Here is a 22,689-nt window from a genome sequence, read left to right on the forward strand (position 1 = left end):
AGTGAGCACTTGGAGCCGGCACGCATTAAAATCCGCGAATACACAACCCGTTTGATTGATTGAAGGAAACACGATGTCAGCTCCAGATTCTCACCACGCCGAACCGCATGTCGACCCGGTTGACGCGGTAGTCCCTTTGATGCCCATCGTGTTACCCATCGTCGGTGGCGTCATGATGCTTTTGTTGGCGTTTATTGCGGTCTTCATGGCGTAAAGCTAGTGGGTCTTTGGTGGTTGTTGCAACCGCCGCAAAAAAAAGAGGCTTTAGGCCTCTTTTTTTTCGCCTTCTCAGAATTGCTGGGTTCTGCCCTCGCACGTCCTGTTCTTTATTTCCTTGAGACCATTCCTCCGCACTGCGGAACCCAACTGGGTCTTCTATGCCCGACGGCGGGCAACATCACTCTGCACTCGGTGTATCTCGATAGACCGCTCCTGATTGCATAGCAGGTCGATGCGTGCGAGCTGTCAAGCGGACGCCCCTTTCTCGTCATCGCTGGTTTTCCCGACTCAGTTAGCAATGATCGCCATCCGTCGGAAGTATTTTTTTGCATTTCTCAATGATTTTTTTGCATATCTTTTGGACGTAAACGCTTGGTAACTTCAGTACCACTTCTTAAACTAGCACCCTCGGCGGTGGCGATCAGCATGTTGACGCGGCGAGATGGTTGCTGAAAACGTTTTTTCAAAGTGCGGGGTTGCAAGCGTTGCGCTTGATTTTGAAAAGACGATTTTTAACTTAGGAGCTTTTCATGAACTCGCCAATGATGCAGGGCTTGCACCTGAACACCCCGAAATATGTCAAAAATGCCAATGTCATTGCCTGGGTGGCCGACATGGTGGCCCTGTGCAAGCCTGACAGCGTGTATTGGTGCGACGGTTCGGAAGAGGAGTACCAACGCCTGTGCCAGCAATTGGTCGATGCAGGCACGTTCAAAAAACTGAACCCCGCCAAGCGCCCCAACAGCTTTCTTGCGAACTCTGACCCCAGTGACGTCGCGCGGGTGGAAGACCGTACCTATATCTGCAGCGCTCGCAAAGAAGATGCGGGCCCAACTAACAATTGGATGGAACCTGCGGCGATGCGCGCGCTGCTTGAGCAAGGCCAAGCGGACGGCACACCCGCACTGTTTAACGGCTGCATGAAGGGCCGCACCATGTATGTAGTGCCCTTCTCGATGGGGCCGTTGGGTTCACACATCGCCCACATCGGCATTGAGCTCTCGGATAGCCCCTACGTGGCGGTCAACCAGCGCATCATGACCCGCATGGGCAAGGCGGTCTTTGATGTTTTAGGCGTAGACGGCAACTTCGTCCCCTGCGTGCACACGGTGGGCGCTCCTTTGGCAGCGGGTCAAACGGATGTGAAGTGGCCCTGCAACACCACCAAATACATCGTGCATTACCCTGAAACCCGCGAGATTTGGTCTTACGGGTCTGGCTACGGTGGCAACGCCTTGCTAGGCAAAAAGTGCTTTGCCCTGCGCATTGCGTCCACCATGGGGCGCGACCAAGGTTGGCTTGCCGAACATATGCTGATTCTGGGTGTTACGAATCCACAAGGCAAAAAGTACCATGTTGCGGCGGCTTTCCCGAGCGCGTGCGGCAAAACCAACTTTTCGATGCTGGTTCCTCCCCAAGGGTTCGAGGGCTGGAAAGTCACCACCATCGGCGATGACATTGCGTGGATCAAGCCCCATGCCGACGGAAAAATGTACGCCATCAACCCAGAGGCGGGTTACTTTGGCGTTGCGCCGGGTACCAATTTCCACACCAACCCCAACTGCATGGCCAGCTTGGATAAGAACGTGATCTTTACCAACGTGGCCCTCACCGATGACGGCGACGTGTGGTGGGAAGGCATGGAGAAAGACACGGGCGGTCTGCCAGCCCACTTGATTGACTGGCAAGGCAAAGACTGGACACCCGCCATTGCCAAAGAAACTGGCGCTAAAGCGGCGCACCCCAATGCGCGCTTTACGGTGGCAGCAGGCAACAACCCCGCATTGGATCCCCAATGGGACGATGCAGCTGGCGTGCCTATTGACGCGTTTATCTTCGGTGGCCGTCGCTCCACCACCGTCCCTTTGGTCACAGAGGCGCGCACTTGGACTGAAGGCGTTTACATGGCCGCTACGATGGGCTCTGAAACCACAGCGGCGGCAACGGGCCAAGCAGGCGTGGTGCGCAGGGACCCGTTTGCCATGTTGCCCTTCATGGGCTACAACATGAGTGACTATTTCCAACACTGGCTCACGATTGGCTCCAAGCTGTCTGCAACTGGAGCGACCCTGCCTCGCATCTTCACGACCAATTGGTTCCGCAAGGGCGAAGACGGCAAGTTCGTTTGGCCTGGCTACGGCGAGAACATGCGTGTATTGAAATGGATGATTGACCGCCTAGAAGGTACGGCTGCTGGGGTGGAGACAGGCTTCGGCGTCGCCCCACTCTATGCAGAAATCAATTGGTCTGGGCTTGACTTCAGCCAAGCCCAGTTTGATTCTGTCACCAGCCTCACCACATCGGATTGGAAGCAAGAAATTGCGCTTCATACGGAGCTGTTCACCCAGCTCGCCTACCATTTGCCAAAGGAACTCGAAGAGACTAAAGCCCATCTAGAGCAGCGCTTGGCTGCCTAAGAATAAAGGGCGGACATAAAAAAGCCACCCCTAGGGGTGGCTTTTTCTATGGAGCGTTTTGCTGTTCAGCAGGCATTACGCATCTTGGTGGCTACGCAACCAAGCGTGTTGCAACTCCGCCATTACACGTGGGTCACGCTTGGCGTATTCCCACATTTTTTCTTCCATGCTGCGCTGTGCGGCAGCTTGGATCGAGCGGGAAATAAAGCCCGCCAACTGATGCGAGGTTTTGCGCAGTGTAGGTGCCAACAATGCAATGGTGGCAAACACAACCACCCACAAGGCGACCCAACCGGCCAACAGGTGGCCATTGGCCCAGCTGTCAATCACTTGGTTGGCCACTACCAACAAAGCCGCGAGCACTGCAGCGAGCAACATGCCTGCGAGGGTTTTAGAGCCATTGACCTTGCGTGCCTCGATGCGCTGTGCTGCGGAACCGTAGCTAGTTGCGGAAAAAGTAGAAAACTGGGGCGATGCAAAACTGGTCATGGCCAACTCCTTTGTGAGGTGAATGGTGAAAGAAAACGCTTGATAGGGGTGAATCTTAGGGTTTTCACTAATATTGTTCAACTTTATCTTTTTTATATTTGGTATTCACCAAATTTATGAATAAGCCACTCCCGCTTAACCTGAGAACCTTCGACCTCAACCTGCTGAAGGTGTTCGATGTAGTCATGGCAGAACGCAGCCTCACACGGGCAGCGCAACTCTTGTCACTCACGCAGCCCGCCGTCAGCAACGCCTTGCGGCGACTCCGTGACGCAGTGGACGACGAACTCCTGGTGCGTAAGGGCAGAGGCCTAGAACCCACGACCCGTGCCTTGGAGCTGTGGCCCGCGGTACGTGACGCGCTGCAACGCCTACACACCTGCCTGTTACCCAACGTATTCGATCCCGCCACCGCAACCCATACCTTTGTGCTCACCATGGCTGACGCCACCGCAGCGCAGCTCATGCCCCAGTTGGTTGAAGTGCTGACCGCACAAGCCCCGGGCCTGTCCTTGCGGGTGGTGCCCCTGACCACCCGAGACCCACGCCGCCTCTTGGAAGAAGGCCACGCCGACTTGGCTATTGGCCACTTTCCTGCCGTCATTGCGGATCTAACAGCGCGCGCGCAAGCGGGTGGCAGCGTCCCTTACCTGCACCGCCGCTTGTTCGTGGGTGACTATGTGTGCGTCATGCGCAAAGGCCACCCCTTGGCGCATGAGCCGCTCACCTTGGACCGCTTCTGTGGCGCAAGCCATATGCTTGTCAGCTTCTCGGGCAGAGCCTTTGGTTTTATTGACGAAGCCTTGATGTCTATGGGGCGCAGCCGCCGTGTCGTGCTCACCGTGAACCAGTTCTTTACCGCCGGCAAGGTCGTAACCCGTTCTGACATGCTGACGGTGCTACCACGACATTTTGTCGATGTCACAGGCTTTGCCAGCCAAATGGTTCTGCGCGAACTTCCGTTAATCGTGCCCCCCATCCAGGTGGACGCACTGTGGCACCAACGCCAAGACGACTCCCACGCCCATACGTGGCTGCGCGACCGCGTGATCGAGATCGCCAAAGAAGGACTTAGCGGATGAAGATCCAACTGCTCTCCGATCTGCACTTAGAGACCCACCCCCAGTGGCGCGCAACACCCGCACCAGACGCCGATCTCCTGGTCCTCGCAGGCGACGTTGGCTCTTACCAAACCGGCTCACAACTGCAAGATGCGGACTTCGGGCTAGGCCAGTTTTCCAAGCAGGCGGGTTGGCCCACCCCAGTGCTCTACATACCCGGCAACCACGAGTACGACGGGCTAGACTTTGATGCCACCCACCAAAGGCTGCAAGACACCTGCGAGCGCCTAGGCATTACATGGTTAGAACGACAGACTGTGTTGGGGACATGGCACGACCAGCAGGGACGCCCCGTCCGCATACTCGGCACCACACTGTGGAGCGACTTTGATGCCTTGAGCACGCCAGCTGCTGCTGCCCCATCACCCCACGGCATCAACCCCTTGGCGCATCAGCTCAAAGCGCGTGAAAAAGCGTACCGCGCCGCCAACTACTACCTCAAGAAGGCCGCAACCACCCGCCATGGGGCCCCCTTTCTGGCGGAAGAAATGCGACAACAGGCTTTGGTCTGCCAAGCATGGCTGCAGAAAGCACTACTCACCCCATTTGAGGGCAGCACCTTGGTGGTCACCCACTTTGCACCTAGCTTGCGCAGCGCGGACCCGCGCTATGGTCTGGTCCCTGGCACCGCAGGTTTTTGTAATGCGCTTGACCACCTATTGCCACACGCCACCATGTGGTTGCACGGGCACCTGCATGCGCCCAGCAACTACCAGTACCACGGTTGCCATGTGATTGCCAACCCCTTGGGATATGCGCGCAAAAGTGAGCAAGACCATTTCTTGCCAAACCACACTATTTCCCTGTGACACACAGGCTCAAAAGCCGCCTGCATTTGATTTGATGTGGCGCAAAATGCACAATCTTTGACGTACTTAAACTGAGCCATCACACACTTGGATACCCCATGAAAATACTACTCGCAGTCGACGGCAGCAGCTACAGCAAAAAAATGCTGGCTTACTTGACCACCCACGAGACATTTCTCAATGCAGGCAATGCCTACACCGTGTTCACGGCACAACCACCGCTTCCTCCACGCGCACGCGCGGCGGTAGGCAAGGACATTGTCAAAGCGTATTACTCAGATGAGTGCGAGAAGGTGCTGGCGCCAGTTACCAAGTTTTTGCTGCGCCATAGCATCGATGCCAAAAGCGCCTTTGAAGTGGGCAGCGCAGGTGAAAGCATTGCCAAGTTTGCAGAGAAGGGGGACTTTGACTTGGTCATCATGGGCTCGCATGGCCACAGCGCGATCGGCAACCTGGTGATGGGTTCGGTAGCCACGCAGGTGCTGGCACACTGCAAAGTACCAGTATTGCTAGTCCGTTAGCAATCTGCGCTACATTTTTCGTAGCTTGTTGCGCCTATTTGATGGGCGCTACACATCTTTCACCCGCAAAGCCGAGACTGCAGCTTGAGACAACGCTGCGGTGAGCTGGTCTATCACTTCCGAGTCCAAGTTCCAGCAGTGCCAATACAAGTTGACAGGCAAGCTCACCGTGGGTGCCAAGTTCACCAATTCACCACTGGCCAACAGAGGGGCAACCGCCAACTCCGGCAGCACCGAAGCCCCCCACCCCGCCAAGGCCGCGCGCACTTGCCCCTCGGAGCTGGGCACAAAACGTTGGCTCAAGGTCACGCGGCGAAGCCCCAGTGCCCGGCTCACAAAATCGGTTTGTAAATCGTCCTTGCGGTTAAACGCAATAAACGGAATTTGCCTGAAGTTGTGGGGTGTCAGACCCGCGGGGCAATGGGTCTTGGCATATGCACTGCTTGCCACGGCCACGTAGTCCATCGCACCCAAGGGCAACACCTTGCAACCACGCAGCGCTTGCTTGAGCGTGGTCACACAACCCAGCACTTGGCCTTCACGCAGCCAGTCGTGGGTGAAGTCTTGGTCATCAGTAATGATCTCAATGGGCAAGCCCGCGTGCACCAACGGGTCTAGGGCCGATAGTGCCCAAGTGGCAATGCTGTCGGCATTGATCGCAATAGAGATACGGTCTTCCTCGCGCGTGGCACCTGAGCCTGGGGCCAAGTCTTTGAGGTCCGTGTCTAAGTCGGCGCGCAACAAACGGAGCTGCATGGCATGTTTGATGAGCAATCGCCCGGCCGATGTGGGCTTGACCGGACGGCTGCGTACCAAGAGCACTGTGCCGACCTGCGCCTCCAATGCCCGCAAGCGCTGGGACACTGCAGACTGCGTGATGGACAAGCGCACCGCCGCTCGCTCAAAACCACCCTCTTCCACAATGGATGCTAGACACTCCAACGCATCTGTATCAAAATTTCTCATGGTTTAGATTATTAACAAACCTAATGTTTTCGCAAACACTTTCATTTAACTTTTACAAAGTGAAAGATTCCGCGACACTGCCACCATGAAAATTACTGTACTTGGCGCAGGCATTATTGGTGTGAGCACCGCATGGCATTTGGTGGAGCAGGGTCACGAGGTCACCGTAGTAGACCGGCAGGCCGATGCCGCCCTAGAAACCAGCTTTGCTAACGCAGCCCAAATCTCCGTGAGTTACTGCGAGCCTTGGGCCAACCGTGACGCACCCCTCAAGGCCCTGAAATGGATGTTCAGCAAAGAAGCCCCTTTGTTGTTTAGACCCCAAAACCCGTTGGGCGAGGGCTGGCTGCAATACCGCTGGGGCTTGGAGTTTTTGGCTAACTGCAACGACAAGGCTTTCGAGCGCAATGTGCAGCAGCTCGTGGCACTGGGCTCCTACAGCCATCAAGCACTCAAAGACGTGGTCGACGCCACCGGCATCAGCTACAACCGCCTGGAAAAAGGCATTGCCCACTACTACGTGGACCAAAAATCGTTTGACACCGCGGCCGATGCTGCCGCCCTGATGTCCAAGTACGGCGTAAAAAGGCGCGTGGTCAGCCAACAAGAGCTGCTCGCCATTGAGCCAGCATTCAAGCAATATGCCGACCACATCATTGGCGGCACCTTCACGGCTAGCGACGAAAGTGGCGACGCCCGCGTATTCACCCAAGAACTGGCCAAGCGTTGCGCCGCCAAGGGTGTGCAGTTTTTGTGGAACCACGATGTAGAGTCCCTCAACACACAAGGTCATAGCGTTCAAACCGTCAGCGTACGGGACCGCAACACCGGAAAACTGGCCCAACTTCAGGCCGACCAATTTGTATTGGCCATGGGCTCCTATACCGCGCCCCTGTTGCGCACCGTGGGCGTGCATTTGCCCATTTACCCTGGCAAAGGCTACAGCGCGACTTTCAAAATTTTGAAACCCGAACTGGCCCCCACGGTCAGCTTGCTGGACGACTCGGTCAAATGCGCCATGAGCCGCTTGGGCGACGAGCTGCGCATTGCGGGCACCATTGAAGTGGGTGGCTACGACCTGGACTTGAACAGCAGCTTGGCGCGCGCCCGCTGCGCTATGCTGGCGCGCCGCGTTGAAGAAGTGTTTCCCGGTGTGTGCGACACGCGCCTAGAAGCACAAGGCGGCCAACCCAACTTCTGGACAGGTCTGCGCCCTGCAACCCCTACCAACATTCCGTACATTGGCAAAACCAAAGTGGGCAAGCTGTGGGTCAACGCGGGCCACGGCACCTTGGGCTGGACCCATGGCGCAGGCTCAGGCAAAGCCATAGCCGAACTGATCAACGGCAAGCGCCCCGAGATGCAGTTCAACTTCTACGGCGTGTAGAGGGGCGCATGCGCCATCTCAGGATAGATGGCTGCGTGTCATGCTACTTAATTGATAGCTGTTTACACATACCCCACGGGCGGAAACGCCATTTTTTGCTCAAGCAGTGCGTGCAGCCTTGGTGCTGCTACGCACCGCAATGACCACGCCCACCACTAAGAGGGCAACGCCAAGCAAGGTCAGAAGTTCAGGCCTTTCACCGCGCAGCGTGTACGCGTAGGTCAGCGCACACAAAGTTTCAAACACGATGAGCTGGGCCAAGGTAGACGCAGGTAGCCGCCTGCTAGCAGCATTCCAGCACACCGTGGCCAACCACGAAGTTAGCAGACCCATCGTCAGCATGATGCTGCCAAACACAACCGGCTGCGGCCCCCAAGGTATTGCAAATTCGCTCGCTTGGCCATGGGTATACCAGGCAAATACCGCATAGCCCAGCAGCGCCAATGGCAAAGTCACCAAACCTTGTGCAGTGGCCCATGCCCGCGCATTGCGCTGCGGGTGCTCGCGCAGCCAGTCGGCATTGCGCAAGGGGTACCAAGTCCAGCAAGCCACGGCTCCCACGCCCAAGAGTCCGCCCCATGCGTACTGCATCAGGTTCTGGGAGGAGCTGTCCCCCAAAGCCCGCAGTTCGGCTGCATTGACACACGCAATACCCGCAGCAATCAAGGCCAGCGATGGCAAGATGCTGCGCCAGGCCATCCGACCATCTTCATGGCGTGCCCGCAATTTGGCGGCAATCGTCAGCACCACCGGCAAGGTACCAATCAGCATGGTAGGTAGGGGGGCACCGGCTTGCTGTATCGCGCTAGCCAAGAGCAAGTAGTACAGCAAGTTGCCCACCACAGAGAGCGCCAAAGCCTGCTTCCAGTCGCTCCAACGCAAATGCATCAGGTCTGCGCGGTCCATCCAGGCAAGCGGTATGCACAGCACACCCAACGCGATGTAACGGCCTAAGGACTGCAGAACTGCTGGATACCCAGGCAGCAACAAGGGCGCAATAAACGCTAGCCCCCACATCATTCCGGCCGCTAGGGCAAACAAGACGCCACGCACCATTGCACACTTTCTAAAGCTGACTTGGCTGCGATTCTAGAAACGCCCTCACATCCGGTCTTGTACCAAATTGCGGTCTGCGCCATTCAGTTGCTGCTGGTAGCGCCCCGGGGTGATGCCATAGCGACGTGCAAACGTGCGGGTGAGATGGGCTTGGTCGGTCAACCCAGTGGCAGCCGCCACCTGTGCGGCGGGCTCGCCTTGGGCCAAAAGCCCTTTGGCGCGGTGCAGTCGAATGGCCATGAGCATTTGCTGTGGCGTCACATGGAACTGCTTTTGAAACTGCCGCAAAAAATGGAAGGGGCTCAAACCCACCAACTGGGCCAAACCTTCTAGGTTTTGCGGCTCGGCGTAGTAGGCGTGCAAGTAATCGAGCACCGGGGCAAAGCGCAGGCGGCCGTGCGTTGGCAGCTCCAAGGCCGTGCGCGCATAAGGGCGCATGTGGTCCACCAAGCGGTGCAACAGACAGTCAACCGCCAAGGGTTCTGCGGCGTGGGAAAGAGCTTCCAGCACTTGCGCAACGGCGTGTGCTTGGGCCGCGCTCGTTGGCGCGACAGCCTGCGCAAACCACCACCCCGTTTGGCCACTGATGTTTTCCAAAACCTGCGGGTCAATGTACGCCATGCGGTAGCGCCAACCTTGCACCGTCTCAGCGCGGCCCGTGTGCACTTCGTCGGGGTGAATCATCACCAAAGAATTGGCCGGTGCCAAATGCTCCGCCCCGGCGTAGCGAAAGCGCTCTACGCCTTGCTCAATGACGCCCAAGCCAAACGCCTCATGGGTATGGGGGTCAAACGTATGGTGCACAAAACGCGCGGTAAATATCTCTACACCTGCACGCCCCGGCTGGCAGTACTGGGCAAACTCTAGCCCCGGTGCGCGTGCCTGTGGGTTTGGCAGGACAGGGGGTTCGTGAATGTCTGACGCAGTCAAGTTTTGCTTGGCGCTTACGCCATGCCTCAGATGGGAGCGGCCAAAGAGTCGGCGTCCACATCCGTGCGGCGCTTCTTCATGCTGGCTTTGGCGCGGTACATCCGTTGGTCGGCCTCGGCAATGCACAGGTCCACAGAAACCTCTTCGCTGGCACGCATGGCATAACCCATAGCGGCGCTGGGTTGAGCCCACTCACCGGGGGCATCCGGCAAACTGGTTTGCTGGCAAAGTTGACGCAAATGGTCTAGCTCCGTTTGCACCCGTGCTTCATCAACGCCCGGCAAAACAATCAAAAACTCGTCGCCGCCCATCCGAAAAAAATGTCCACCGGGCCACTGCTGGCGTACCAAGGCGGCAAACAGGACCAACAAGGCGTCCCCAGCAGCGTGGCCACAACTGTCGTTCACACGCTTGAGGTTGTTCAAATCCGCCACGACCACGGCTTGGGGATAGTGAGACGCAATACCGTGACCGGCCTTGTGGCTGAAGTAATTGCGGTTGTGAAAACCCGTCAATGTATCGGTGTAAAGGAAATGCTCTCGCTCGGTCAAAAACTGGGTGCGTGCCTTTTGCTCGGCCAGGTTGCGCACCACCTTGATGACGAGCGCCAAGATGCCCACCAATGCCAACACCAAAACCACCACGATCACGATCAAACGGCGGTTTGCCTCGTTGCGCAGGGCCGGCACACTTTGAATTCCGGCGTACTTGGCGTCTTCAAAGCGAATCAGCGGAATCACTTTGTCCATGATGGCGGCCAGTTCCGGCTGGCGGCGGCTGACCCCAAAGTACACAAACGAGTCCTTGGACGTATTTCCCCGCTTGACTACATCGGTATAGCCCAAACCATTGATGTAAAACTCCACCACGGTAGGGTTTTCAATCATGTAGTCCACATCTCCATTGCGCACAAGGCGCAGCGATTCCATGATGTCCGCCGTGCGCACAATGTGGGGATTCTTTAGGTTCTTGCGCAAGTACTCTTCGTGCCAAAAACCGTCAATCACAGCGACCTTGCGCCCGTCCAAACCGTACACATCTTGCACTGGCGCGCTGCTCTTCATGCCCACAATGATGTCGCGCTCGGTGCTGATGGCATGCGGAAATAGAAAATCTTTCTGTCGGTCTTCTGTCTTGGCCATGTTCACCACATCGACCCCGCCTTGGGTGGCTTTCTGCATGATGTCGGCAAAAGGGGCGCTGACCACCTCAAAGCGGATACCGACCGTGTCGCCGATACGTTTAAGCATTTCGCCAGCAATACCCCGGTACTCGCCGCGATAGAAATGGTCAAAGGGCAGGTAGTCCTCCGCCACGCCCACCACAGCGCTGGCGCTGTTCTCAAGCCAGAGCAACTCGGCCTCACTGAGGCGCAAGATTTTGCGGTTATACAGGCGCTGGGCGCTGCCTTTCATGTCGCGTATGGAAGCCTCGCGCTGCGCAATGTAGCGGTCCAGCAAACCTGCCAAGATCTGCTGGTCTTTGGCAACCGCCATGGTCATGTCCGAAGTAATGGCCCGCAACTCGGCCACCAGCACCAACTTCGGGTGCGTGTACAAAAATTCATACTCCAAGCCGCCGCCCGCCGTAACAAAACCATCGAGCTTGCCGCTCTCCAATGCGGCCAGGCCCTGCCCTTGTTCGTCAAACTCTACGGCCTGAACTCGAATATTGGGAAACTCCTTGGGGAGTTGTCCGATCACGTAGTCGTTGCGTATAAAGCCCACGCGTTTGGCATCGAGGTCGCCCAAGGTCTGCACTGCAGTGTCATTGCGCGCAAAAACGGTGTACGGGTACTTCCACACAGGCCGGGTGAAGCGCATGATGCGTTCACGCTCAGGTGTCACGTTGGCACCATACAAGATGTCGATGTGTCCCGCCACGAAACGGCTGTAGGCATCGTCCCACCCCTTCACTTGGGCTGGCACCACGTTAAGTCCTAACTGCCCACGCACGTCAGCAAGCAAGGAGTGCAGCAATCCGACCCGCTTGCCGCGGAACTCGAAGCTATCCATCCCGGCAAACGGATCAAAACCAACGGTGTAAGTTTTCCCCTGCTGGGCAGTGAGCCAAGACTGTTCTTCTGCACTCAACTGCAGGGTTGGTGGCGGGGAGGCCCCGGCCCATCCGGCGCATAAGCAAGCCGCAATGACTAGCAGCACCCTTCTCAGCTGGACTGCGCAACGCTTTTGCAAGAACAACAGAAGCACGACCAATCTCCAGAATGCTACGGAGGGTTACAAAGCCCCACCGCGTATGGCGGTTCTATCCTACCCCAGCATCGCATCGTTAGTGCAAAACCCCTGTGCGTTTCGCAGTCGTTTGCCGCCAAGGGCACCGTGTCGCGCAGAAAGAGAGAGACCCATGAACCCATGGCCAGAAAGCCCTTTCTACTTGCCTGAATCAGTGGCAGACTGCACACCTGTGCAAGGAAAAAGCGCAAGGGAGCTGCATGGATCAAACGTTGATGCAAGTGCTGGTGGTGGTCGCCTTGATCAGCGCCGCGTACTGGGCCATCATGGCCTCCGTGCTGGAGTTAGCGCCTCGCGCCGCTTACCGCATTGCGACGGCCAATTTGCTGCTGGTCGCAGGGGTATGGCTCACCTTGGGCAGACAAACGCAGCCTGACCACCTGCACTTTCACCTAGCCGACTGGCTTGTGTTGGCCGGCATGACCTTGTTTCGCAGTGGCATCAATCAGCTGGTGTTTAAACAGCATGACACACCGTGGACACACTGGCTTCCCCTGGGCTTGGTCATCATCTTCACAGCGCCCCTGTCCCCAAGCGCGGAGTCTCACCATGCTATGGGCATTGTTTGGTCACTCGCAGGAGCATGGATTGCAGCGACCGGTTTTGCCGACGGCTTCAAAGGCATGGACGCTGACCGCTTTCACTTAAGTGCCCGCCTCGCCATTGGATTGCCTTGCCTTGTGGTTGCCTGTGTCATGCTGCTGCGCGCGCTGTTGCTCAGCGCAAGTGCGCTTGGCCTACACGGATCACCCGTCGAAATGCACGCCAGCGAAGCCCCCTTCTTTTGGAGCATGCTGGGTCTGCTTTTACTGCTCAACTACACCCTGGGCATGCTCACTGGAACACGGCTTGTTATGCGCATCAAGGACTTGGCAGAGCGTGACCCCCTCACCAACTGCCTGAACCGGCGCTCCATTGAAGCCCGCTTTGTGCTCAATCGCGAGCGGTGTGTTCGCTTTGGTGAACAGATGACCTGTATTCTGTTTGACCTAGACTTATTCAAACACATCAACGACCAGCATGGCCACCATGCGGGTGACGCTGCGATCAAACACGCCGTGCACCTGACCCAAGGGGTGATACGCAATGTAGACGCCATGGGGCGATTTGGGGGCGAAGAGTTTTTACTGTTGCTACCCAACACCCACCTCACGGGCGCCCGCGAAACTGCCAACCGTATCCGGCAGATGTTGGACGAAAACCCCTTGCTCTATGAGGGCAAAACCATTGCGGTCACAGGCAGTTTTGGCGTAGCGGTTTTTCGGGCTGATGAAGGTATGGACTCCCTCGTGAAACGGGCCGACGCCGCCATGTATGAGGCCAAACGCCTTGGACGCAACCGAGTGGAAGTGACAGAAACAGCCTAGGACGGAACTGCTGCGCCAAGGCACAATGCGCGCATGCGACTACTCCACACCATGCTGCGCGTTGGCAATCTTCAACGCTCCATCGACTTCTACACCCACGTACTGGGCATGCAATTGCTGAGAACCTCAGAGAATCCTGAGTACAAGTACACGCTAGCCTTCATTGGCTACGGCAAAAACCCAGACCATGCCGAGATTGAACTGACCTACAACTGGGGGGTGGACCGCTATGAGCTAGGCACCGCCTATGGTCACATTGCCTTGGGTGTGCCCGATGCTTACGCCGCCTGCGAAAAAATCAAAGCCGCTGGCGGCCAAGTGACCCGTGAGGCTGGCCCGGTGAAAGGGGGCAATACCGTCATTGCGTTCGTCACAGACCCAGACGGCTACAAGATCGAACTCATCCAACGCACTGAACTCTAGGGCTTTGGGGGGCACGCAGTTTGGTTTGCTTGCGCACAGCCAGTCAGCCGGTCCATGCCGAAGCGCCCGCTTCGGCAAGCAACCATGTTCGAAATGCGGCAATGCGTGGCTTGGCTGCTGTTGATTTCGGGCACACCAGCCAATAGCTAAAGTCATTGGCCAGTGTCTGCGGAAACGGTTGCACCAGTCGGCCTGCCGCGAGGTCATTCGCCGCCAAAAACACCCGCCCCATGGCGATGCCATGCCCGTCCACTGCAGCCTGCAACACCAGCGCTGCGTCGCTGAAACTTAAGCCCTGTGCGGCATTGATCTCATGGGCACCCACCCTATTCAACCACCGGGGCCATAGGTCGCGCGGCTGATCGTGTAGCAAGGTGAAGCTGGCCAGATCGGCGGGAACTTGCAGCGCATGGGTGGCTGCGAGCTTAGGGCTGAGCACGGGCGTGAGTGCTTCGTGGGCAATCAGATCGGCACGCAAGCCTGCCCAGCGCCCAAGGCCAGAACGAATGCCTACATCAAAGGCATCCGCCGAAAAGTCATGCAGCTCTGCACTGGTGCTGATGTGGAGGTCAATTTCGGGGTATTGCGTCTGAAATGCCCCCAAGCGCGGCATCAGCCACTTGCTAGCCAGCGAAGGCAACACAGTCACCCGCAAAGGCCCCGCCAAAACGTCCGCCCCCAGGCGCTCGGTCGCACTGGCCACGGCATCCAAGGCCTTGCTTAGCGCAGGCAAGTAGCTGCGGCCTTGTGCCGTGAGTGTCAGGGAATGGCCAAAGCGTTCAAAGAGGGGTAGGCCCAACCACTGCTCCAGCAATTTGACTTGGTGGCTGACCGCGCCTTGCGTCACATACAACTCCACAGCCGCTTTGGTAAAGCTACCGTGACGCGCTGCGGCTTCGAAGGCACGGATGGCGTTGAGCGGGGGTAAGCGGCGTGACATTCCCCCAATATAACTAATCGAGCCCATGAAAAACCATGGTTTTGAAAAACGTGCTGCGCCGCTTGTAATTGCGGCTCCTGGCTACCCTCCTGCGTAGCGCCTTCTTTGGAGCGTTTGGAAATGATCGAATGGAAAGTTTGGGGTCTGCTGCTCACGTTTGCAGTACCTATGATTTTGAGCCCCGGCCCGGGCAATACCGTGTTGGCCGCCTTGGGTGGGCGCTTTGGCGTGCGTGGCACCGTGCCCTTTTGGATGGGCTTTGAGTTGGGCAACTTTGTGTGGTGCTTGGTGTATGGCTTTGGGCTCAGTGAGCTGTTCAAAACCTACCCCGTGGCCTACGACCTTTTAAAGTGGGGCGGCACGCTGTATGTGCTGTATCTGGCGTGGGGGTTTTTCAAATCGACATCCATGGCGGAGAGACAAGACCAAGCCCCCATGGGCTTTATGGATGGCTTCTTGTCGCTCTCGCTCAACCCGAAGATCCACACCATGATCTTGGTGATGTACTCCCAGTTTTTGACGCCGAGTTTGCCGCTTGCCATGCAGGTGACACAGATTGCACTGGTCTTTGTGGCTGTGGGCTTGGTGTGTCACTTTGCCTGGATTTACGGTGGCCAAGTTTTGTTTAGCCGCATCCAAAGTGCGCGCTCCATCCGGGCCCAAGGCATAGCGTTCGGTTTGAGCATGGTGCTGGTTGCCGCCTACACCGCCTTGTCTTAAACCGGCCAGCGCACACGCTGAGGCGCTGGGCGCAAGGGGCCGCGATAGAAGCGCTACGCAGCACGTAGCGCTGTGAATGCTGCATGCACACTCTGAAACACCCGCCCCTGCAAAGCTCGGCCCAGCGCAGTGTGTTGCAGTCGGTCCATGACCGGGCCCTTAACTTCTGCAAGCGCTAGCGAGACGCCGCGTTTAGCCAAACTCGCATGGAGCTCAGTCAGCACACCCAAGGCGGTGGTGTCGATTTGGTTGACGGCAGAGCACACCAACACGACACGGCGCACTGTGGCGTCAGCACGTATCAAGTCTTCCACCCGGTCTTCTAGGGCAGAGGCGTTTGCAAAGAACAGGCTCTCGTCCACGCGCAGGGCCAGCAATCCGGGGACCGTTTCCACAGAGTGGCGCTCGATGTTGCGAAAGTGCTCTGTACCTGGCACACGTCCCACTACCGCCATATGGGGGCGACTGCTGCGCCACACCAGCACACCCAATGAAAGCGCCACGCCCATCAAAATACCTACCTCCACTCCCATGGCAATCACGCCCAAGGCTGTGGCCATGAGGGAGAGCGCATCGGCCCGGTCGTAGTGCCACGCTTCTTTCAGCGTGTCAAAGTCCACCAAGGACACCACGGCCACGATGATGGTGGCCGCCAGAACCGCATGGGGCAAGTAGTAGAAGGCGCCCGTCATGGATGCAATCACCAGCGCCATGAGTGCAGCGGACACTACGCCTGCCAAGGGCGTGTTGGCACCCGCCGCAAAGTTGACCACCGAGCGAGCAAAGCCACCCGTCACCGGGTAGCCCCCCGACAGCGCACTGGCAATATTGGCCGCGCCCAGACCCAGCAACTCCTTATTGGGGGCAATGCGTTGTTGGCGTTTCAGCGCCAAGGATTGCGCGACGGACACGCTCTCCACAAAGCCCACCAGCGCAATAAGCAATGCAGGCAACCACAACTGGCCCACGGTGCTAAGCCCCGGCAATGCCAGCTCCATGTGCGGCAGGCCCTGTGGCACCACACCCACAACGCTCACCTTGGCACTGAGGTCTAGGCGAGCCAGTGCCACCACGGCGATGGACGCAATCACTGCAACCATTGGCGCCAGCTTGGTCAGCAGTTCTGCCACTTTGGCAGGCATGCCCATGCGTACCAACCACCCGCTCAGGTAGCGCCGCGCGACCACCAGAAAAATCAAACTACCTAGACCCAGCGCCAAGGTAGCGACATTGGTTTGCGGCAGTGCGAGGACCAAACCCTTGAGGGTCTCCCACGTGGAGGACGAGGGCACCCGCACACCCAACAGGTGCTTGAGTTGGCCAATGGCGATCACCACGGCCGACCCGGTAATGAAGCCACTGATGACGGGATGGCTCAAAAAGTGCGCCAAAAACCCCAGACGCATGACGCCAAAGGCAAGCAACATGGCACCCGAAATCAAAGACAGCTGCACTGCTAAAGCCGCGTACTCCGCAGTACCAGCCACCGCCAAGGGGGCGATCGCGCTTGCGGTCATCAGCGAAGCCACAGCCACAGGGCCTACCGCCAACGTCATGCTAGAGCCCAGCAAGGCGTAAGCGACGATGGGGAGAATGCTCGCGTACAGGCCCACTTCGGGCGGCAAACCCGCCAACAAGGCGTAAGCCAAGCTTTGTGGAATGAGCATGACCGTCACGATCAGTCCAGCGGTCAGGTCACCCGCGAGCCAGGCCTTTTGGTAGTGGCGCAACCACTGGGGAGTTAGAGACACCAACGAGGCGTTACGCGGGGTCATGGTTGGCCTTGGTGCGGCTCAGGCCGCCGTTTGGGCAAGGGCGTACAGCTGCGCAGACCGCGCGCCTGATCGGCAAAACGCCAGCACGGGTTGGGGCGCTGTCTTCAGGGCCTCTTGCATGGCCAAGGCTTGCTCAGGGGTAATGGCACCACTGACCACGGGCAAGTACACGTAGTGCAGACCATGGGCCTGGGCCGCAACTGCAAGTGCCTGGCTCAAGGGTTGGCTAGAACCGCCTTCTCCGTCGGGGCGGTTATTGACCACTGATTTGAACCCTTGGGCCGCTGCGGCAGCCATGTGATCCTCAGACAACTGAGCGGCCACGGCAAAACCGGGTGCGATGGATTGGGTAGGAATGTGCATATCACTGTGCTCCTGCTGTTCTACGCGCTTGCATGCGCTCCAAAATTTCAAACAAGGCCATACCGGCCAGCATGGCAACTACAAACACTGCGGCTTTCGGTTGCCCCGCGCCTAACGAAACAATGGCAGGACCTGGGCAAAAGCCCGCGATTCCCCAACCCGCACCAAACAACAAGCCGCCTGCTATCAGTCGTTTGTCAATATCGGTGGACGTCGGCAGGTGCAACGCGCCGCCCAAAAAGTTGGTGGTGCGCTTCTTGGCCACCGCAAACGCGCCCAAGCCCACCAAGATTGCCCCGCCCATGACAAAGGCCAAGGAGGGGTCCCAATGGCCCGCAAGGTCCAGAAATCCCAGCACTTTGCTAGGGTCTGTCATGCCCGCCACGATCAGCCCCAGGCCAAACAGCAAGCCCACAAAAAACTCGGTGACACGGTGTTGCATTGCAATACTCCTTCCATGGGTAGGGATGGGCCTGTGCTCAGGCGATCAGGTGACGAATGACGAAAACGATGGCAAAGCCCGCGCCCATAAAAGACAGGGTGGCTGCCAACGACCGTGGCGACAAACGGGAAAGTCCGCAGACGCCGTGGCCGCTGGTGCAACCCGAGCCATAGCGCGTACCCACGCCCACCAGCAGACCCGCCAGCACCACAGCGCCCCAGCTGGCGTCGATGGTGGCGACTACTGGGCCAGCGACCCGCATGTACAGCAAAGGCGCGACCAACATGCCCAGCACAAAGGCGATGCGCCAGCCAGCGTCTCCCGCTTTGGGGCGCAGCAAGCCGCCCACAATGCCGCTTATGCCCAAGATACGGCCATTCACCAAGATGAATGCCGCAGAGGCCAAGCCCAGCAAGATGCCTCCCACCAGCGAAGCCCAGGGGGTGAAATGGTTCCAATCAATCGTCATAGAGGTACTCCAGGTAAGTCGTTTTCAGGTCTTGCAAAACTGGGCATACAACACGTTCATGACCGCCAAGGCCTGCGTGCTGCTAATGCAGTAGTAGATGTTTTTGCCTTCGCGCCGCGTGGTAACCAGGCCCTCGTCCCGCAGCACGCCCAGTTGCTGCGAAAGCGTGGGCTGTGCAATGCCGACCAAGGCTTCGAGCTCACCCACGTTTTTTTCGCCTTGGCTGAGTTGGCACAGCAAGAGCAATCGGTCGGGGTTGGACAGGGCCTTCATCAGGCGACAGGCCGCATTGGCAGACTGGCGCAGTGCCTCTACATCGAGGGAGGGCGGTGGTGCAACTTCGGGTGCAGCGAGCATGGTCAAGATTCCGTTTTGAATTTCAATGTCGATATTCTATTTACAAACAATCTATTTGTCAATAAACTATACACATCTTAATTAACGACACCCAACTTGCAGGAGCTTTTATGACAGACCCAGCACAACCCAAAGTACAGGCCTTTTTTGACCCCGCCACCTGGACCGTGAGCTATGTGGTGTATGACCAGCCGGGGGGCCACTGCGCCATTGTTGACAGCGTGCTGGACTACGACAGCAAGTCGGGCCGCACCAGCACCGCATCGGCAGACACCTTAATGGCCTTTATCCAAGACCAAGGGCTGCGCGTGCAATGGATCTTGGAAACCCATGCCCACGCCGACCACCTGTCCGCAGCCCACTACCTGCGCAAACACCTCGGTGGCCAAATTGCCATTGGGGCGGCCATTACCGATGTGCAAAGCGTGTTCAAGGGCATCTTTAACCTAGAGCCCGAATTTCACCCCGACGGCAGCCAGTTTGACCACTTGTTCCAAGCCAACGAAGCCTTTGCCATTGGCACACTGAGCGCCCATGCGCTGCCTGTTCCCGGCCACACACCGGCCTGCATGGCGTACCAGGTCAGTGACGCCGTGTTTGTGGGCGACACCCTGTTCATGCCCGATGTGGGTACCGCGCGGTGCGACTTTCCAGGCGGCAACGCACACGCCCTTTACAAGAGCGTGCGCAGCTTGATGGCGCTGCCCGACGCCACACGCTTGTACATGTGCCACGACTACCCGCCAGACGGACGCGAGCCCGCCTGGGAGTCCACTGTGGCAGAGCAGCGCGCAAGCAACATCCATATCCGCGATGGGGTCAGCGAAGATGCCTTTGTCGCCATGCGCAGCCAGCGCGACGCAGGGCTGGCCATGCCCAACCTGATCTTGCCTTCGGTGCAGATCAACATCCGCGCCGGGGCCATGCCCCCGCCCGAACCCAATGGCAAGGCCTACTTGAAGATTCCGCTCAACGTTTTATAAAAAACTGGTCGGCCCGCACGCGTTTGGGCAAGCTACAGATCAAGGGTCCTCGCGCGGCACCCATGCCGCCTACAACTGCGCTTGGGCAAGCGCCATGCGGCCCCGGGGCAACCCAGCACTACGGCGTGGACGAAGCGTCGGTCACGAGCTCGGCACTCAGCAGCTGGCGCAACAGATACAGCAAACCAGCAAAAAGTGCGAAATACAGCGCCCCCACCAAAAGACCGTACCAGCCACGGCTTACCGCGCTGGCCACTGCATCCAAAGCCACCAGGGCGGCGACAAACAGCGCCGGGTAGTACACAAGTTTGATGGTGGTTTGCCGCAGGCGTGTGGGGCGCATAGTGCGCAGCCACAGCGCCAGCCCGTTGGCCAGCAACAGCCCCGGTAAGCCCCAGTACAAAGTGGTCGTGCCAGCCACAGTGGATGCCCACGCACAGACAGGAAGCAGGGCGCTCAGGCAGCCCAAGATGCGGATCGGAAGTTTCGCCATACGTTTGCCAAATCAAAGTTTGGGCCAAGCATATCCACAAGCTGCCCTACCTTGACCCGCCAAGGCGCTACACATCGCATGAGCCACTATCCCAAGCTGGGCCACTCCCGCCCACGGGCGGCCAAGTAGGCGCACATCGCCATGGCCAGTAGGCAGGCCAGCTGCAGCATCGCAGTGGCGCGCAACAGAGCTATTTTTTGGCGACTCACGGCCGGTAACAGGCCACGCTGGAGTGCGGTTCGCCAGCGATGCATCTCGACCGTAGGCACGAGCGAGAGCACGCTTGCCAGCCCATACAGACCCAACTTGGCCAAAAATGGCCCATTGTGAAAGTAAAACGCTGCGCCCTTTTCCCAATAGAAAACGCGCACCAACCCGACCACCAGAACCACCGTAGCGGCTAGGCCGTTGGCCATATCGGTGGCGCGCAAGCGGCGCGCATGGGGCACCGTGAGAGGCTGCCCCAGTTGGTGCAAAGAAATCAGCACGCAGGCCAACAGAGTCAGCACGGCCAGGTGGTGCACCGCTGCAAAAAAGTGAGTCATCATCAGTCCACGGTAGGGGGCGGAATCAGCGGTACGTGGGTGCAAGCGTGGTGTATTCCACCCGCGCATCCAAATCTTTGAGCTTGCCAGACACGTTTTGCATGGGGGGCACGCGGCCTTCGTAGCGCACAGCGGTCTTGCTGCTGGTGTCAAACACCACCCGCAGCGGCGCAATGGCCATGCGAATCAAAAAACTGCTGGGCGTGATGGTGAAGGCGGTCTGACCACTGTCTTGCTTTTCAAGCTTCACGTCAAAGCCGTAGGTGGTTTTGTCGCGGAGTACCAGCATGCGCACGGGCACCTTGGCACCTGCGACGAGTGGCTCCCAGTGTTTCAGAATAAAGCCGAACATGGAGGGGCCGCTGACAACGGGGTCTGTCACTTCTTCAGACGCTTGGCTCAGCTTGCCGTTGTCATTGAGCTCGTAGTTCACACGGCGTCCATCGCTGCTGATCTGCACACGGCCTGAAAAACCCGCTTGCTGGTTGGTGGCGACAAAGCTGCGCAGCGCGTAGCTGGGCGACACCTGTGCCGACTCCACAATGATCACGCGCCCGGCGGGGTCGCGGGTGATGTGGCTAGCCGACAGGCCGTTTGAGACGGCCAACACGCGCCGCTCGTAGCGGTACAGCGGGTCCCCTGCGGGTGTGCGCTGGGCAAACGTGTCACCGCGGTACACCAAAGCCCCCGCAGACATCAGGCGATGTTTGCAAGGCCTCCAGCGTTGCCAGGGCCGATGGGGCCATTTGTGCATGCGATAAGGACGCGGCCAACAGACAGGCTGCTGCGGACACGATGCGCAAGGTGCGCGGGTTAACAAGCAACAGAGAAGACAACAAGGTCATGGGGAGCTCCAAGGAAAGTGGGGGCGGGAATCGATGGAGTGACTGTAGGTCTGCGCCCCTTTGGCAAAAAGGGGCTAGCCACGAAGGCACCATTGCTAGAAATGCAACAGTGAAGGGCGCTTTGCGGTGTTCGCGTTGCCAGCGAGGTGGCCGACACCACCTGCTCGCCCCCACGCATTCCACTCACTCTGGCAGCGCAAGGCCCAGATCACTGAGCTTTTTGGCGTAGGCATCTCTGCGCTTGGCCGCTTTGGCGGCGGTGTCCGTCGCGGCCTGTATGGCCTTGGGCCCCTTCTTGGCCACGGTTTGGATCAGACCAAACTTATGCGTGGCATCGGCCTGCACGCGTTTGAAAGCGCCAATGAGTGCGGCATGGGCAGTGGGTGAATTCACAAAGACCTCGGTGGTAAATGGCGCTATTTTGAGCCCACTCAGGCTAAGTGCCATGCGGTGTAACGATTCAAATGATGGGCATTGCGTTGAACGTTATGCCACGTAGTCAGACAGTTTCAACTCTCTATCGCACACCATGACCCAACACATAGTCATCGTGGGCTGCTCCGACTAAGGGGCTGCCTTGTGCTATCGCACCATTTGCGCCGAGGGTGCCAGGCACCATCCAAGCGACACGCGTGGCCTATTTTCAAACCGCGATTGAAAACTTTAGCTAGATTCCACCAGCCTACTGGCCCGCGCAGCGCTGGCAAGGGCCGTGGGTTCTGCGTAGATAGCTACAAATAATGTAGCTCTCTGCGCATATTCCACGGGCGCCAAGGTAGGTTTTTGCATCTATTCGCGCC

The 22,689-nt window shown here is 58.1% G+C and carries 26 protein-coding genes; 10 read left to right on the top strand and 16 right to left on the bottom strand.

Annotation, left to right across the window (positions count from 1 at the left end):
- The first annotated feature begins 73 nt into the window (after positions 1-73).
- Complete coding sequence (locus EXZ61_RS21980; protein WP_168224852.1) at positions 74-214, top strand: hypothetical protein; 141 nt, start codon at positions 74-76, stop codon at positions 212-214.
- A gap of 535 nt (positions 215-749) precedes the next feature.
- Positions 750-2,636, top strand: coding sequence for a phosphoenolpyruvate carboxykinase (GTP) (locus tag EXZ61_RS21220; RefSeq protein WP_142813909.1), 1,887 nt, complete (start codon positions 750-752; stop codon positions 2,634-2,636).
- Between the two features lie 75 nt (positions 2,637-2,711).
- Here the strand turns inward: EXZ61_RS21220 and EXZ61_RS21225 are convergent, their stop codons facing one another.
- Complete coding sequence (locus EXZ61_RS21225; protein WP_142813910.1) at positions 2,712-3,125, bottom strand: hypothetical protein; 414 nt, start codon at positions 3,123-3,125, stop codon at positions 2,712-2,714.
- A gap of 116 nt (positions 3,126-3,241) precedes the next feature.
- Between EXZ61_RS21225 and EXZ61_RS21230 the strand changes: the two genes are divergently transcribed.
- The 3 genes from EXZ61_RS21230 (at position 3,242) to EXZ61_RS21240 (ending at position 5,576) form a co-directional block, all read left to right on the top strand.
- Positions 3,242-4,207, top strand: coding sequence for a LysR family transcriptional regulator (locus EXZ61_RS21230; protein WP_142813911.1), 966 nt, complete (start codon positions 3,242-3,244; stop codon positions 4,205-4,207).
- Positions 4,204-5,055 carry a metallophosphoesterase gene (locus EXZ61_RS21235; protein WP_142813912.1) on the top strand — a complete coding sequence of 284 codons (852 nt, stop codon included), beginning with the start codon at positions 4,204-4,206 and terminating at the stop codon, positions 5,053-5,055. The genes EXZ61_RS21230 and EXZ61_RS21235 overlap by 4 nt, the downstream gene beginning before the upstream one ends.
- Positions 5,056-5,153: 98 nt before the next feature.
- Complete coding sequence (locus EXZ61_RS21240) at positions 5,154-5,576, top strand: universal stress protein (RefSeq protein WP_142813913.1); 423 nt, start codon at positions 5,154-5,156, stop codon at positions 5,574-5,576.
- A 48-nt stretch (positions 5,577-5,624) separates the two neighbouring features.
- On the opposite strand, the gene EXZ61_RS21245 is transcribed toward EXZ61_RS21240, so the two are convergent.
- Positions 5,625-6,542, bottom strand: a complete 918-nt coding sequence (locus tag EXZ61_RS21245) for a LysR family transcriptional regulator ArgP (protein ID WP_142813914.1) — start codon at positions 6,540-6,542, stop codon at positions 5,625-5,627.
- Between the two features lie 85 nt (positions 6,543-6,627).
- On the opposite strand from EXZ61_RS21245, the gene EXZ61_RS21250 reads away from it, so the two are divergent.
- Entirely contained in the window at positions 6,628-7,929 is a 1,302-nt protein-coding gene (locus EXZ61_RS21250; protein ID WP_142813915.1) for a D-amino acid dehydrogenase, read from the top strand.
- Positions 7,930-8,028: 99 nt separating this feature from the next.
- On the opposite strand, the gene EXZ61_RS21255 is transcribed toward EXZ61_RS21250, so the two are convergent.
- From EXZ61_RS21255 to EXZ61_RS21265, 3 genes are read right to left on the bottom strand one after another with little or no spacing between them, the layout of a single operon-like run.
- Positions 8,029-8,985, bottom strand: coding sequence for a DMT family transporter (locus EXZ61_RS21255; protein ID WP_142813916.1), 957 nt, complete (start codon positions 8,983-8,985; stop codon positions 8,029-8,031).
- A gap of 45 nt (positions 8,986-9,030) precedes the next feature.
- The gene (locus tag EXZ61_RS21260) at positions 9,031-9,915 is read right to left on the bottom strand and encodes an AraC family transcriptional regulator (protein WP_237219028.1); all 885 of its coding nucleotides are present in this window, start codon (positions 9,913-9,915) and stop codon (positions 9,031-9,033) included.
- Positions 9,916-9,941: 26 nt separating this feature from the next.
- Complete coding sequence (locus EXZ61_RS21265; RefSeq protein ID WP_142813917.1) at positions 9,942-12,008, bottom strand: diguanylate cyclase domain-containing protein; 2,067 nt, start codon at positions 12,006-12,008, stop codon at positions 9,942-9,944.
- Between the two features lie 359 nt (positions 12,009-12,367).
- Here EXZ61_RS21265 and EXZ61_RS21270 point away from each other — a divergent pair, with 359 nt between their 5' ends.
- Entirely contained in the window at positions 12,368-13,534 is a 1,167-nt protein-coding gene (locus EXZ61_RS21270; protein ID WP_142813918.1) for a sensor domain-containing diguanylate cyclase, read from the top strand.
- A gap of 33 nt (positions 13,535-13,567) precedes the next feature.
- Positions 13,568-13,957: a lactoylglutathione lyase gene (gloA, locus tag EXZ61_RS21275; protein ID WP_142813919.1), complete on the top strand. Its 390-nt coding sequence runs from the start codon at positions 13,568-13,570 to the stop codon at positions 13,955-13,957.
- A gap of 43 nt (positions 13,958-14,000) precedes the next feature.
- Here gloA and EXZ61_RS21280 read toward each other — a convergent pair whose 3' ends face one another.
- Positions 14,001-14,897, bottom strand: coding sequence for a transcriptional regulator GcvA (locus EXZ61_RS21280; RefSeq protein WP_142813920.1), 897 nt, complete (start codon positions 14,895-14,897; stop codon positions 14,001-14,003).
- A gap of 120 nt (positions 14,898-15,017) precedes the next feature.
- Between EXZ61_RS21280 and EXZ61_RS21285 the strand changes: the two genes are divergently transcribed.
- Positions 15,018-15,617 (top strand): LysE family translocator, encoded by a 600-nt coding sequence (locus EXZ61_RS21285; protein WP_142813921.1) that lies wholly within the window; start codon positions 15,018-15,020, stop codon positions 15,615-15,617.
- 53 nt (positions 15,618-15,670) lie between these two features.
- On the opposite strand, the gene EXZ61_RS21290 is transcribed toward EXZ61_RS21285, so the two are convergent.
- Genes EXZ61_RS21290 through EXZ61_RS21310 form a run of 5 tightly spaced genes read right to left on the bottom strand, consistent with a single transcriptional unit; the run spans position 15,671 to position 19,023 of the window.
- Positions 15,671-17,392 carry a SulP family inorganic anion transporter gene (locus EXZ61_RS21290; protein WP_201799097.1) on the bottom strand — a complete coding sequence of 574 codons (1,722 nt, stop codon included), beginning with the start codon at positions 17,390-17,392 and terminating at the stop codon, positions 15,671-15,673.
- A gap of 18 nt (positions 17,393-17,410) precedes the next feature.
- Positions 17,411-17,755 carry a protein tyrosine phosphatase family protein gene (locus tag EXZ61_RS21295; RefSeq protein ID WP_142813922.1) on the bottom strand — a complete coding sequence of 115 codons (345 nt, stop codon included), beginning with the start codon at positions 17,753-17,755 and terminating at the stop codon, positions 17,411-17,413.
- Position 17,756: 1 nt separating this feature from the next.
- Positions 17,757-18,197, bottom strand: a complete 441-nt coding sequence (locus EXZ61_RS21300; RefSeq protein WP_142813923.1) for a YeeE/YedE family protein — start codon at positions 18,195-18,197, stop codon at positions 17,757-17,759.
- A 37-nt stretch (positions 18,198-18,234) separates the two neighbouring features.
- Complete coding sequence (locus EXZ61_RS21305) at positions 18,235-18,666, bottom strand: YeeE/YedE family protein (protein WP_142813924.1); 432 nt, start codon at positions 18,664-18,666, stop codon at positions 18,235-18,237.
- Positions 18,667-18,690: 24 nt separating this feature from the next.
- Positions 18,691-19,023, bottom strand: coding sequence for an ArsR/SmtB family transcription factor (locus EXZ61_RS21310; RefSeq protein WP_142813925.1), 333 nt, complete (start codon positions 19,021-19,023; stop codon positions 18,691-18,693).
- A gap of 110 nt (positions 19,024-19,133) precedes the next feature.
- On the opposite strand from EXZ61_RS21310, the gene EXZ61_RS21315 reads away from it, so the two are divergent.
- The gene (locus EXZ61_RS21315; RefSeq protein ID WP_142813926.1) at positions 19,134-20,006 is read left to right on the top strand and encodes an MBL fold metallo-hydrolase; all 873 of its coding nucleotides are present in this window, start codon (positions 19,134-19,136) and stop codon (positions 20,004-20,006) included.
- Between the two features lie 118 nt (positions 20,007-20,124).
- On the opposite strand, the gene EXZ61_RS21320 is transcribed toward EXZ61_RS21315, so the two are convergent.
- From EXZ61_RS21320 to EXZ61_RS21340, 5 genes are all read right to left on the bottom strand, one after another.
- Positions 20,125-20,499 (bottom strand): hypothetical protein, encoded by a 375-nt coding sequence (locus EXZ61_RS21320; protein WP_142813927.1) that lies wholly within the window; start codon positions 20,497-20,499, stop codon positions 20,125-20,127.
- Positions 20,500-20,585: 86 nt separating this feature from the next.
- Positions 20,586-21,047, bottom strand: a complete 462-nt coding sequence (locus EXZ61_RS21325) for a DUF2214 family protein (protein ID WP_168224853.1) — start codon at positions 21,045-21,047, stop codon at positions 20,586-20,588.
- A gap of 22 nt (positions 21,048-21,069) precedes the next feature.
- Positions 21,070-21,741, bottom strand: a complete 672-nt coding sequence (locus tag EXZ61_RS21330; protein WP_142813929.1) for a hypothetical protein — start codon at positions 21,739-21,741, stop codon at positions 21,070-21,072.
- Entirely contained in the window at positions 21,710-21,889 is a 180-nt protein-coding gene (locus tag EXZ61_RS21335; RefSeq protein ID WP_142813930.1) for a hypothetical protein, read from the bottom strand. The genes EXZ61_RS21330 and EXZ61_RS21335 overlap by 32 nt, the downstream gene beginning before the upstream one ends.
- 183 nt (positions 21,890-22,072) lie before the next feature.
- Positions 22,073-22,336: a hypothetical protein gene (locus tag EXZ61_RS21340; RefSeq protein WP_237219029.1), complete on the bottom strand. Its 264-nt coding sequence runs from the start codon at positions 22,334-22,336 to the stop codon at positions 22,073-22,075.
- Between the last annotated feature and the right edge of the window lie 353 nt (positions 22,337-22,689).

Origin of the sequence: Rhodoferax aquaticus, assembly GCF_006974105.1 — a bacterium.
Classification (GTDB): domain Bacteria; phylum Pseudomonadota; class Gammaproteobacteria; order Burkholderiales; family Burkholderiaceae_C; genus Allorhodoferax; species Allorhodoferax aquaticus_A.